Source organism: Candidatus Poriferisodalis sp. (assembly GCF_965198245.1).
In the GTDB taxonomy this organism is placed as follows: domain Bacteria; phylum Actinomycetota; class Acidimicrobiia; order Acidimicrobiales; family Poriferisodalaceae; genus Poriferisodalis.
In genome coordinates, this window is record NZ_OZ240249.1 from 3,758,027 (window position 1) to 3,770,527 (window position 12,501).

The following is a 12,501-nucleotide window of genomic DNA, read 5'->3' on the forward strand; positions in this document are numbered from 1 at the left end:
TTGTCGCCCGAAGCGCTACTCGGTGCGCTGGACGACGAACAGCGTCTGCTCGGGCTTGCCGACCACGACGGCGAGATGCTCGCCAGCCCAGCCGATCTCCCCGTGCGCCTCGTCGGGGTCCGGGATCGGGCAGACGTCCCAGGACTGGTCGCCGTGTCGCAGCACTGCCATGCCGTCGGACACCTCGACGCTCGTCGCGACCTCCAGCATCGTGGTCTCGTGCAGTGCAACTGCGATCGCATCGTCCGTGATGGTGCGCGCAGCAGTGAGTTCTCGCGCCTTGACGGTGTACAGGGGTGCTTCCGTCGCCGTCCACCGCAACTCAGAACCCTGCAGCGCCGCCGCCGGCGCGTCATCGCTTGCCACCCGCGGCCAGTGCTGAGCGAAGTCCGGTTCGAGCTCCGCGACCAGCCAACTTTGCCGCTGAATCTCGCCGAGCTGCTCCAAGTCGGCCACCAGCTTCGCAGCGTCGCCGAACGGGTCGGCGTACTCCTCGGGATCGGCACACTCATCGAACAGCGTCAGCAGCTCGGTCCTCTCCACTTCGACGGCAGAGTCGGTAACACGTATGCGCGCCCCGAGCATCTCGGAGTTCACCATCGGGGGGGTGTCGTCATCAATGCGTGCGAAGCTCCAGCCATCTGCCGTTTGTACGCCGATGACGTACTCGATGGCGCATTCGAGCGGCCGCACGACTCCCAGAATCGCGATCCGCTCGGACCCCGACAGGTCGACCGCCACTACCTCGATGTTCTCGGGCAAGCCCACTGACTGCCACTGCGAGCCGTCGTAGGCGTACCAGTCGTCGGCAGCTTGAGCGATCGCGTGCGCGCCGCTGAACGAATAGCGCATCGCGACGCCTTCGGCTTGGGCCGGAGGCGACACCGCCGACACCGCTGTGGCGAACACGGCGCCTTCGGAAGCACTGCTGGGCACGCCGTCGGACGTCTCGGCGCCGTCGGACACTGCTGGGGGATCCTCGGCGCTGTCTTCCGAGGCTGCCGCGACCTCAATCTGTTCCTCGAAAGACTCGTCGGCGCTCATCGATTCCGAAGGGGCAGTTTCGAAGACTTCGTCTTCCGTCATCTCGTCGAGGTCCACGCTCTCGGCGCTGCTCGCTTGTGTAGCTGCGGGTATGCCTTCGAGTTCGCTCAGCGTCCCTGTCTCGACGGATGCTGCAAAATCCTCGATGCCGCCGTCTCGCAGCGACACGAGACCGACGGCCACCACGGCTACGAGCGCGAACGCGCCCACCCCGCCGCGCACCGCGTTGCGCCGGCGCTGCAACTGAGCCGCTCGTGCTTGGACGCCCGCGAGCGAGCCCGAGCCGACCGGCATTGACGCCCCAACGTCACGCAGCTGGCTGCGGAGGCGATCCTCAGCCGTCATGACGCCGCTCCTTCGTCGGGACCCGACTCCAGCACTTCCCGCAGCTGTTCGAGACCCCGGCTGAGCCGGCTCTTGACCGTGCCGGTCGCGATGCCCAGGGCCTCCGCTGTCTCGGCGACCGACCAGTCCAGGTAGAAGCGCGCCACGATCACGGCGCGGTGTGCCTCGTTGAGCGTCGCGAGCGCACGTTCAAGGTCCAGATCGCGCGCCCGGTCCTCGGTGGAGTGCGGTTGTGCCAGCAAGGGCTGGCGTTCGCGCTCCCGCCGGACCCGTCGCAGCCACGATCGAGCCCAATTCAGCCCGACCCGGTACACCCAGCCCTGCGGATTCGCATAGGCGCTGACCTGTCCCCAGCGCTGGCAGGCGCGGGCGAATGCCTCGTCGGCAGCCTCGGCGCCCAGCGCGGCATCGCGCATCGCCAACCCGAGCGCTCGCGCCATCTCGTCGCGGTGGGCCGCATAGAAGTCCTCGAATCGGAGCGCCACGGCATGCACCCGGGCGGATCCGGTTGAGGCCGCACCCTCAGCAGCGCTCACTGTCAATCCAGTACGGATCGTGCCTGCGCCCACCAGACCGTGACCGATCGGCGAATGCAGATCTACGAATGCAACGAGCGCGCCAGTCATTCCACGTCCCCACGAAGACTGCCTGCCCCCTCAGACTCCCGCCAGACCGATTCGGTTCCGTGTCGTTCATGAATGCTCGTCGGAGCGCGCCTCCGCCGCGAATATGTCCTCGGTGAGCACACCCGATTGTCGCAGCGCCTCGATCTCTGCGCGACCGGAGCCAAGCCATTCGGCCAGCACTTCGTCGTTGTGCTCGCCCAAGTGAGACGCCAGCGCTCCCGATGTGATGCCGGAGGTCACCGAGGTTTCCGCGGAGGTGCCGGTGAATCGGTAGGGCGTCTGGGTCACCCGCCGGGTACCCCCGTCCCGAGCGTCGATCTCCACCGACGAGCCACGATGAATCGCCGTGGGCGACTCATGCGCCTCCGCGGTCGTGCGAATATCGCCCCACGCCAGGTTCGCCTCATCGAGGGCTGCCAGCATCTCTGCTCGAGTCTCGAACGAGCTCAGGAAAGCGTTGATCGCGTCGGAGCGGTGCGACCGCTTGGTCCCGATGTCGGCATCAGCAGGCGAGGGATCGGCTATCTGATGGGTCTCGCTCAGCTGCTTCCAGATCCACCGGAAGTCGCCTGCGGTCAAGATCGGTCCGTCGACGCCGTCCCACACCAACCCGCCTTGAGACTGGTAGGACACACCGTCGAGTCCTGCCTGGCTGCCCTCGTCGGTGGCCAGAAACGACTCGAGCATCGCGATGTCGATGTGCTGGCCGTGACCAGTCAGCTCCGCGACACGCAGCGCCGCCAGGACGCCGACCGACCCATGCAGCGATGCGTAGGTGTCAGCCACCGCCAGGTACGGCTCCTGTACCGGCTGCTGGTGTATCTCGGCCGCCCGAGTCAACCAGCCCGATTCACCGTGCAGCACCGGCGCGTAAGCCGCCCGATGCGATTCGGGACCCTCCTGGCCGAAACCGCTGATCGAGAGCATCACCAGTGCCGGGTTCGCCTCGGACAACTCGGCGAACGACAGGCCATGACGTGCCATGACGCCGGGGCGGAAGTTCTCGATGAGCACATGCGCCTTCGAGGCAAGGCGCTTCACCATCTCGGACCCGCCCTCGGCGCGCAGGTCGATGCAGACGTTGCGCTTGCCCACGTTCTGCTGCGTGTAGAAGCCCGCGAGCCCAGCGCGGGTCACTCCCCACAGTCGGGAGATGTCGCCTTCGGGCGGCTCGACCTTGACGACGTCCGCGCCGAGGTCGCTGAGGATCCGTCCGGCGAACGGACCCGCCAGCACGCGGCTCATGTCGACCACTCGGACGCCAGCCAGCGGTTTCATCAGCGTTCGTATCCCCCGTCGGCCTGCAGTGTCGGGCCGGTCCTCAACTCGATGGCCCTCAACGAGGACGATCACCGGCGATCGTCACCCGGAGCATGTGCCGACGCTGCCCGTGGTAGTCGTTCAGCGCATAGTGCTGGACGCTGCGGTTGTCCCACATGGTCAGCGTTCCCGGCTCCCAGCGGACCCGGCACGTGAACTGCTCGTCCACTGCATGGCTCCACAGCATCTCGAGCAGCGCTTTCGATTCGTGCCGGCGCATGCCCGAGATGGCCTCGGTGAACGCCCGATTCACGTACAGCGCCTTCGCACCGGTCTCGGGATGGGTCCGCACGACCGGATGGGTCAGCTGCTCATGGGCGTCGTCGGACACGTTGACCGTCATCGCACTGCGCCGCCCGGAGTACCGGTCCCCCTCGCCGCCCCGCCCGTACTGGCGGGCCGCTGAGTGCACCGCGCTGAGACTCTCGGCGAAGCCCTTCATCGTGTCGGACATGCCGATGTAGGCCGCCTGCTGATTGGCGAACAGCGTGTCCCCGCCGAAGCTCGGCACCTCGACCGCATACAAGGCTGTCGCCATCGGGGGGCACTCCAAGAACGACATCTCCGAATGCCAGCCACCGCCGAAGTTGACCGTCTCATGGGGCTCTTTGATGACGGGGACCACCTCGGGCTCGTCCGATGTGCCGCCGAGGTATGGGTGACGCTCCAACTCGCCGAAGCGACGTCCGAAGCGGGCCACGTCACTGGCTTCCATGTGCTGGTCGCGGATGACCACCACGTGGCAGGCACACAGCGCTTCGCGGATCGATGCAATGTGTTCGTCATCGAGTGCGTTCACATTGAGTGCGCCGCCCCCAGCCGCCCACAGCTCGGCGCCGAGCGCGCCCGCGAGCGGCCGGACGTCGAGCAGTCCTGCGCCGGGCTGTTCTGATTTGGGCTGTCTTGATATGGGCTGTTCTGAAACGGCCGTCGACCCCGGTGCCGCTGTCGTGCTCATTGGTCCTCGCTCCCGTGCTGCGCCCCGCGGGGCACGGTCTCCGCCGTGGCCTTCGCCAGCGGATCTGCCTGACGCAGGCGCCGTGCCACTTCCCCCGCCGCAAGTATCGCCTCGTTGGGGTCGGGACCGCACGGGGTCATGTTCACGTGCCGGCAGCCCGCCTCGAGGTACGGCAAGAAGAAATCCACGATGTCATCGACGGTGCCATAGGGCGTGTACTTCTCGAAGGCCTTGAAGGGCACGCGGTAGAAGCGTTCGAGCTCGGGGCCGACACAGCCCGCCGCCTGTTCCCGGCTGTCGCCAATGCCGACCCACAATTGGATGCCATGGTCGGGAACGTCCGGGGCCGCACCCGGAACCGCCCGCTCGGTCTCAGCAGTCTCGGCGTAGAGGCGCAGCGCCGTCTCGTAATGCTCGATGGTGCACCAGATGCCCAGCCACCCATCGGCGAAGCGACCGGCGCGGCGGATCGCCGCGTCGGATCGACCGCCGACGTAAGTCGGGATAGGCGGGTCGGGCACCGGGATGATGCGGGCTTGTGACAGCGAGAAGAACTCACCCTGGTGATTGACGGTCTCGCCGCCCAGCAGCCGCAACACGATGTCGAGCGACTCGTCGGACCGTCGCCCGCGCGTGCGGGGATCGACGCCGCACACTTCGACCTCGTGCCGGTCGTCGCCGCCGATGCCGACGCCGAAACTGATTCGCCCGGGGGCCATCTCGGCCAGGTTCGCCAGCTGGCGGGCGACGGGAACCGGGTGACGCAGCGGCAGGAGGTACACGCCGAGGTACACACCGAGTTCGGGGTGGAGATTGGCCAGCGCTGCTGCGGTCACCATGCCGTCATTGCCGTGCCCGATCCGGAAGCTGACGTGGTCGGCGAAGAACATGCAGTCGATGCCGGCATCGGCGACGAGCTCCACCATGCGGCGGCGCTCAGCCCACGGTCGCGACCAGAGCTTGACATCGGGCGTGACACCGACCCGGATGGGCGGCACGGCGGCGCGCTCAGCCGCTCTCATGCTGCGACCCGCTCGGCGCGCGTCACATCCCAGATCACCGGCAGGTGCTTGAAGCCGTGCTGGAAGTTCGACAGCAGGCGCTGCGGCGGGCGGGCGGGATCGAGCCGCAGATTCGGTAGCCGCGATAACGACTCAGTGAACATGGCGGTCATCTGGCGGCGCGCTAGGTGCGCACCCAGGCAGAAGTGCGGTCCAGCGCCGAAGGTCAGGTGGTCGTTCGGACTGCGCTCGATGTCGAAACGGTCGGGCTCGGCGAACACGGCTGGATCCCGGTTCGCCGCCACGTGAAAGACCACCACCTTGTCGCCGGCCCCGACCCGGCAGCCGCCGAGTTCGACGTCGCGGGTAGCGGTGCGCCGGAAGTGCACCACCGGCGGAATGAAACGCAGCATCTCCTCGATGGCGCCCGGCAGCAGAGCGGGGTCCGCGAGCAGCTTCCCAAGTTGGTCGGGATGGCGCAGCAGCGCCCACATGCCGCCCGGCATGCCGTTGCGCAGCGTCTCGTTGCCCGCCACCGCGAACAGGAAGAACATGGTCTCGAACTCTTCGTTGGTGATGCCGCCCTCGTCGTCGGGCGCAGCCAGCAGGATCGACACCACGTCGGAGCCCGGGTTCGCCCGCTTGTAGGTGGCGAGGTCCTGCGCGTAGGCGTACATGTCTGCGAGGCCTTCGCGGGAGCGAGGGTCGGGCATGCGACCGTCGGGTCCCGGGCGGATATCGGCGCGCACCTCCCGGGAACGCCGTGCCATCTCGGTGCCGGTCGCCGGATCGAAAACGTCCGAGGCCGCGTACTCTGCGTCCTGATAGCCGATGACCCGGTTCGACCAGTCGAACAGCAGCATCCGGTCCTGCGTCGGCACGCCCATGATGTCGGCGAGCGTCAGCAGTGGCAGCTCGGCCGAGACGTCCTTGGCGAAATCGGCGCGTCCCCGGTCCTCCACGGCGCTGACGAGCCGTTCAGCACGAGCCGAGATGGTGGCCTCCAACTCCAACACTGCGCTCGGCGTGAATGAGCGCATCAGCAGGCGGCGCAGCCGTGTGTGCTGCGGCGGGTCCTGGTTGAGCATCATCCGCTGGACGAACTCGAGCATTTCAGCGGTCTGCGGGTCGCGGATCTGCGTAGCGCCCAGGTGCGACGAGAATGTTCCCGGATCACGGAGCACCCGGTTCATCAGCTCGTGGGTGAGCACCGCCCAGAAGCCGGGTCCGGCCTCCCACCCCATGAGCTCGGGCTCGGGCACCCAATGGACCGGGGCGCGTGCCCGCAGCTCGGCAATCAGGTCGTGAGGCACACCGTCGAGGTAGGTGCGCGGATCGAACAGCGGCGTCGGGTCGAGGTCGGATCGGAACTCAGTACCGGAGCCGGGCATAGCGCTCAGCGTGCCATCTTGGGCTGCATCTGCGGGGTGGTCGCGGCCGTGTTGTCGACAGTGCTTCGCAGTGGCGGTGCCGGTGGCTTGGTGATGACGAAGAAGAGCATTCCCAGAGCCGTCAGCACGGCGAGCGCAACGAAACCAGTCGCGTAGCTGCCGGTTGTGTCAGCCAGCCAGCCCGCGGCGAGCGGACCCACAATCGGTCCGATCATCACGATGAGCGAGCTGACCCCCATGATCGCCGCGAAGGCCGACGACCCGAAGTAGTCAGCGCGCAGCGCCTGCATGAGCGGACCGCGCACTCCCCACGCGAGGCCATGCAGGATCACAAACAACACCACGATGAACACATTGACGGCCCAGGCCAGCAGCAGCACGCCGCCGGCGTGCCCGAACATGGCGATCGATGCAATCAGCCGCTTGTTGACGCGATCTCCCAGCCAGCCGCCCACGGCCATGCCGCCGAGCTGCATCAGGGGCAGCGCGGCGGCCACGAAGCTGGCCTGCTGCAAGGTGTAGCCCCGCTCAGAAGTCAGGTAGAGCTGTAGGTGCGCCATCACTGCGCCGACGACGAACAGTGCGCTCAGGTGCCCGAACGAGATCGTCCAGAACGCTTTCGTGCGCATCGCCTCCTTGGCCGTGAAATGGACGTCGCTCACGCCTTCCGCGCGCACCGTCCTGCCGTTCGCGACGACCTCTTTCCCGCCGTCGACCTCCTCGCCGAAATCAGCGGGGCGGCCGTCGAGATACTTGGCAAGCCACCATGCAACGGCAGCTCCCGCGACGCCGGTCACGGCGGCGGTCGTGCGCCAGCCGAACCACGAGAACGACAGGACCACGAGGGGAACGCACATGCCGCCCGCCGCAAGGCCCATGCCCCCGAACGCGAGCGCCCGGGCCCGCAGCCGCTCGAACCAGCGCACGATCGAGACGGTGACCGTCAGGAACCCGCAGAACGCGCTGCCGACCGCCATGACCAAGAACGCGCCGTAGAACTGCCACAGCGAGTGCAGCTGGCTGAACCACACGAAACCGACCGCCATGCCCACCGCACCCGCCCGGGTGATGACACGGGGTCCGAAGCGATCGATCAGCCAGCCCTGCGCTGGCCCGAGCAGTGCCGTCTCGGCTCGGTTCACGGCAAACGCGCCCGACAGGGCCGTCTTGCTCCAGCCGTATTCCCTCTCGATCTCCACCAAGTAGGCACCCAGCGAGTGCATGACGAACGCACTCTGCAGCCCTTGGATCACTGCCCCTGCACGCACCACCTTCCATCCGCGGAAGGTGGTGGTGCGTCCCGACATCGGTACATCCTGCCCGATCCGGTCCGGTGCGCGTCGGGGGCAAAAGCCCCTCTGCACCCTGATCTAGACCCCTTTCTTTCTATTCACCACGGAAACTCGTCCAGCGATCGAGCGAGGGAGGCACCACATGGCCCGAAAGGTGACCGCCGCGATCGTCCAGGTGGCCTGGACCGGCGACAAGGACTCCATGATCGAGCTGCACACCAAGCACGTCGCCGAGGCCGCCGCCGCCGGTGCCAGGGTGATGTGCTTCCAGGAGCTGTTCTACGGTCCCTACTTCTGCCAGGTGCAGGACACCGAGTACTACTCCTACGCGGAAGCCATCCCCGATGGCCCGACCACCAAGCGCTTCTGTGAGCTCGCCGCGCAGCACGAGATGGTGCTGGTCGTGCCCATGTACGAGCGTGAGAAGGCCGGGTTCCTGTACAACACCGCAGCCGTGATCGACGCCGACGGGACCTATCTCGGCAAGTACCGCAAGAACCACATCCCGCAGGTCAAGGGGTTCTGGGAGAAGTTCTATTTCCGGCCTGGCAACCTCGGCTACCCGGTATTCGAGACAGCAGTCGGCACGGTCGGGGTTTACATCTGCTATGACCGCCACTTCCCCGAAGGCTGGCGGGCACTCGGGCTCGCCGGAGCGGAGATCGTCTTCAACCCCTCCGCCACCAGCCGGGGACTGTCCGCCTACCTGTGGCAGCTCGAACAGACCTCCGCCGCGGCGGCCAACATGTACTACGTCGGGGCCATCAACCGGGTCGGCGTCGAGCCGCTGGGCGACAACGATTTCTACGGGACGTCGTACTTCGCCAACCCGCGGGGCCAGATCGTGGAGACGGCCGCATCGGACCGGGACGAAGAGCTCTTGGTGCGCGAGCTCGACCTCGAGATGATCGACGAGGTCCGCAACCAGTGGGCCTTCTACCGGGACCGCCGCCCCGACTCCTACGGGTCGCTGACGGCGCCCTGAACCGGGCGATCCTGACGCGGATCACCGACTACACCGCCACAACGCTGAGCTAGCCGCACAGGGGGACACGACGATGGCGACGCTGATCAAGGGAGGCACCGTTGTCAGCTCGACCGGTGCAGATCCGGCCGAGGTGCTCATAGACGGCGAGAAGATCGTGGCCGTTCTGCAACCAGGCAGCGACATCGCAGTTGCGGCCACCCACGGCGCCGAAGTCATCGACGCCACCGGACGGCTGGTGGTGCCCGGCGGGGTGGACGTGCACACCCACATGGAGCTGCCGTTCGGCGGCACCTATGCCTCCGACACATTCGAGACCGGATCGCGGGCCGCGGCCTGGGGTGGCACCACCACCATCGTCGACTTCGCGGTGCAGAAGACCGGCGAGAACGTGCGTGAGTGCCTCGACGCCTGGATGGCCAAGGCCGAAGGCAACTGCGCTGTGGACTTCGGCTTCCACATGATCATCGGCGGCGTCGACAATGACTCGCTCAAGGAAATGGACCTGCTGGTCAACGAGGGCATCACCAGCTTCAAGCTGTTCATGGCCTACCCGGGAGTGTTCCTCGCTGACGACGGACAGATCCTGCGGGCCATGCAGCAGGCAGCCGGCAATGGCGGGCTGATCATGATGCACGCCGAGAACGGCTTGGCCATCGACGTGCTGGCCGCGCAGGCCTTCGAGCGGGGCGAGACCGCTCCGGTCACCCACGGCTACGTGCGGCGCCCCGAGCTGGAGTCCGAGGCGACCCACCGGGCAATCCAGCTGGCCAAGGTGGGGGCATCGCCGCTGTATATCGTGCACCTGTCGGCGGCCGAGGCGTTGGAGCAGGTGGCGCTCGCACGCGACGCCGGCATGAATGTCTTCGCCGAGACCTGCCCGCAGTACCTGCACTTCAGCCTGGAGGAGCACCTCAACCGACCGGGCTTCGAGGGCGCTGCCTACGTGTGCTCGACACCCATTCGCTCACGGGCCGAAGGCCACCAGGACGCACTGTGGAAGGGCTTGCGAACCAACGACCTGGCCGTCGTGTCCACCGACCACTGCCCGTTCTGCATGAAGGAGCAGAAGGAGCTGGGGCTCGGCGACTTCCGGGCGATTCCCAACGGCATCGGCGGCGTCGAGCACCGCATGGACATGATCTACCAGGGCGTGGTCACCGGCGAGATCGGCCTGGCTCGCTGGGTCGAGCTGTGCGCCACCACTCCGGCCCGCATGATGGGCTTGTACCCCCGCAAGGGGATCATCGCGGCGGGTTCCGACGCCGACGTCGTGATCTACGACCCCGACAAGCGGTGGACCGTCAGCGTCGACAACCATCACATGAACATCGACCACTCGGCGTATGAGGGTGTCGAGGTGACCGGCCACGTCGACACCGTGTTCTCGCGGGGCCGCAGGATCATCGACGACGGCCAGTACCTGGGCCGCGCCGGCGATGGGCACTACCTGCCCCGGGGCCTCTGCCAATACCTGCAATAGGAGGCGACGCCAGGACCCAGCTCGACCACACGCAATTCCCGCTGATCAGATCGGAGGACTGAGAACATGGATTTTGGCGTTGTTCTGCAAACGGATCCTCCCGCGTGGCGAGTGATCGACCTGGCCCGGCGGGCTGAGACCTTGGGCTTTTCCTACGGGTGGACGTTCGACAGCCACGTGCTGTGGCAGGAGCCGTACGTGATCTACAGCCAGATGCTGTCGGCCACGAATCGCATGGTCGTCGGCCCGATGGTCACCAACCCGGGCACCCGGAACCCGACGGTGTCCGCTTCGATGTTCGCCACGCTCAACGACATGTTCGGCAACCGCACGGTATGCGGCATCGGCCGGGGCGACTCGGCCATGCGAGTGCTCGGGCACGCCCCCACCAGCCTCGCCACGCTGGCCGAGTCGATGAAGGTCATCAAGGGCTTGGCCGAGGGCCGCGAGGTCGAATACAACGGCACGCGGCAGCAATTCCCGTGGTCGGCGGGCAGTCGGCTCGACATCTGGATGGCCGCATACGGGCCGCGGGCGCTGCAGCTCTGCGGCGAGCAGGCCGATGGCTTCATCCTGCAGCTGGCTGACCCTCAGATCACCGAGTGGACCGTTGCCGCCGTCCGGCGGGCCGCGGCGCAGGCTGGTCGCAATCCCGACGACCTCTACATTTGCGTCGCCGCGCCTGCCTACGTCGGCGACGACCTCGCCCATCAGCGCGATCAGTGCCGGTGGTTCGGGGGCATGGTCGGCAATCATGTGGCCGACCTCGTGGAGCGTTACGGCGACACCGGTGGCGGGGTGCCTCAAGCACTCACCGACTACATCTCCGGGCGCGAGGGCTACGACTACGCCGAGCACGGCAAGGCCGGCAACGTCCACACTGACTTCGTCCCCGACGACGTGATCGACCGTTTCTGCATTCTCGGCGACGCCAGCAGCCACATCGCCCGGCTCGCCGAGCTGCGCGAACTGGGCGTTGACCAGTTCGCCATCTACCTGATGCACGACGCCAAAGATGAGACACTGAGCGCCTACGGCCAGCAGATCATTCCGGCGCTGGGAACCTGACCGGCGCGTCGTGCAAGCGGACACCACTGCCCCGGCGACGATCGACCCGATCGTCCGAGACCAGTTTCTTCGACAGCAGGCGGCCCGCGAGCGCCGCCGCGCCCGCGTCCGCCAAACCTTGCGGCAGGTGGTTGTGCTGGCCCTCTTCGTGTGCCTGCTGGGCCTTGCCTATACCGCCTACAAGAAGGTGGGAACAGCCATTGACGACGGTCAGTCCAGCTGGCCTGTGATCGGGTCGTTCCTGCCCGAGACCAACGACCTCAAGATGCCGCCGGTGACCGACATCGTCTCGGGGATCTTCGCTGAGCCCAGGGGCACGGGCCAAGCCTTCTGGACGATCATCGCCACCGAAGCCGCCTTTACTCTGCGAGAGGCAGCGGTGGGGTTCGCCATCGGGGTATTGGTCGGCTTGGGCATCGCCATCGTGCTCACCACGTCGGGGCGCTTGGAGCGCGCGCTGGTGCCCCACGTCATCGCCAGCCAGACCATCCCGCTGATCGCCATCGCGCCCATCATCGTGATCTGGGGCCGCAAGAGCTTGGACTTCCTGCCCTTCGAGTGGCAGGACTGGATGTCGGTTTCGGTCATCGCCACCTACCTGACCTTCTTCCCGGTGACGATCAACGGCCTGCGAGGCCTGCTGTCCCCCCGGCCCGAGAACCTCGAGCTGATGGACTCCTACGCGGCGCGATGGGGCCAGACGCTGTGGCGGCTGCGCTTGCCGGCGTCGCTGCCCTACCTGTTCGCTGCGTTCAAGATTGCGGCGACAGCCAGCGTCGTGGGCGCCATCGTGGGCGAGATCTCTGCCGGGGTGAAGGGCGGTCTGGGCCGCCGGGTGCTGCTGGAGGCCCAGCGCTACACGACAGGGCCCGAGCGCCTCTATGTGGCCGTGCTGGGGGCGGCGGTTCTCGGGGTCGTCGTTTTCTCGGTGATCTCGTCCGTCGAGTACGCGCTCGTGGGACGCAAGGGCCGGGAGTCTGTCACATGA

11 protein-coding genes are annotated in these 12,501 nt (G+C 67.0%); 4 read left to right on the forward strand and 7 right to left on the reverse strand.

Annotated features, from left to right (window positions below; genetic code table 11):
* Positions 1 to 15: 15 nt before the first annotated feature.
* The 7 genes from ACOCMM_RS16690 to ACOCMM_RS16720 all read right to left on the reverse strand — a co-directional run bounded on the left by ACOCMM_RS16690 (position 16) and on the right by ACOCMM_RS16720 (position 7,992).
* Positions 16 to 1,389 (reverse strand): hypothetical protein, encoded by a 1,374-nt coding sequence (locus ACOCMM_RS16690; protein WP_419554253.1) that lies wholly within the window; start codon positions 1,387 to 1,389, stop codon positions 16 to 18.
* The gene (locus ACOCMM_RS16695; protein ID WP_419554254.1) at positions 1,386 to 2,015 is read right to left on the reverse strand and encodes an RNA polymerase sigma factor; all 630 of its coding nucleotides are present in this window, start codon (positions 2,013 to 2,015) and stop codon (positions 1,386 to 1,388) included. The genes ACOCMM_RS16690 and ACOCMM_RS16695 overlap by 4 nt, the downstream gene beginning before the upstream one ends.
* Positions 2,016 to 2,081: 66 nt before the next feature.
* Positions 2,082 to 3,368, reverse strand: coding sequence for a CaiB/BaiF CoA transferase family protein (locus ACOCMM_RS16700; RefSeq protein ID WP_419554255.1), 1,287 nt, complete (start codon positions 3,366 to 3,368; stop codon positions 2,082 to 2,084).
* The gene (locus ACOCMM_RS16705) at positions 3,352 to 4,293 is read right to left on the reverse strand and encodes a TauD/TfdA dioxygenase family protein (protein ID WP_419554256.1); all 942 of its coding nucleotides are present in this window, start codon (positions 4,291 to 4,293) and stop codon (positions 3,352 to 3,354) included. Before ACOCMM_RS16705 ends, ACOCMM_RS16700 begins: the two co-directional genes overlap by 17 nt.
* Entirely contained in the window at positions 4,290 to 5,315 is a 1,026-nt protein-coding gene (locus tag ACOCMM_RS16710) for an LLM class flavin-dependent oxidoreductase (RefSeq protein ID WP_419554257.1), read from the reverse strand. Before ACOCMM_RS16710 ends, ACOCMM_RS16705 begins: the two co-directional genes overlap by 4 nt.
* Positions 5,312 to 6,685, reverse strand: coding sequence for a cytochrome P450 (locus tag ACOCMM_RS16715; protein ID WP_419554258.1), 1,374 nt, complete (start codon positions 6,683 to 6,685; stop codon positions 5,312 to 5,314). Before ACOCMM_RS16715 ends, ACOCMM_RS16710 begins: the two co-directional genes overlap by 4 nt.
* Positions 6,686 to 6,690: 5 nt before the next feature.
* On the reverse strand, positions 6,691 to 7,992 hold the full coding sequence (locus tag ACOCMM_RS16720; RefSeq protein ID WP_419554259.1) for an MFS transporter: 1,302 nt from the start codon (positions 7,990 to 7,992) through the stop codon (positions 6,691 to 6,693).
* 127 nt (positions 7,993 to 8,119) lie between these two features.
* On the opposite strand from ACOCMM_RS16720, the gene ACOCMM_RS16725 reads away from it, so the two are divergent.
* The 4 genes from ACOCMM_RS16725 to ACOCMM_RS16740 all read left to right on the forward strand — a co-directional run bounded on the left by ACOCMM_RS16725 (position 8,120) and on the right by ACOCMM_RS16740 (position 12,501).
* Positions 8,120 to 8,962, forward strand: coding sequence for a nitrilase-related carbon-nitrogen hydrolase (locus ACOCMM_RS16725; RefSeq protein WP_419554260.1), 843 nt, complete (start codon positions 8,120 to 8,122; stop codon positions 8,960 to 8,962).
* A gap of 73 nt (positions 8,963 to 9,035) precedes the next feature.
* Positions 9,036 to 10,445, forward strand: coding sequence for a dihydropyrimidinase (hydA, locus tag ACOCMM_RS16730; RefSeq protein WP_419554261.1), 1,410 nt, complete (start codon positions 9,036 to 9,038; stop codon positions 10,443 to 10,445).
* A 66-nt stretch (positions 10,446 to 10,511) separates the two neighbouring features.
* A complete protein-coding gene (locus ACOCMM_RS16735) occupies positions 10,512 to 11,513 on the forward strand; it encodes a TIGR03842 family LLM class F420-dependent oxidoreductase (protein WP_419554262.1) in 1,002 nt (333 codons plus the stop codon).
* A 10-nt stretch (positions 11,514 to 11,523) separates the two neighbouring features.
* Positions 11,524 to 12,501, forward strand: coding sequence for an ABC transporter permease (locus ACOCMM_RS16740; protein ID WP_419554263.1), 978 nt, complete (start codon positions 11,524 to 11,526; stop codon positions 12,499 to 12,501).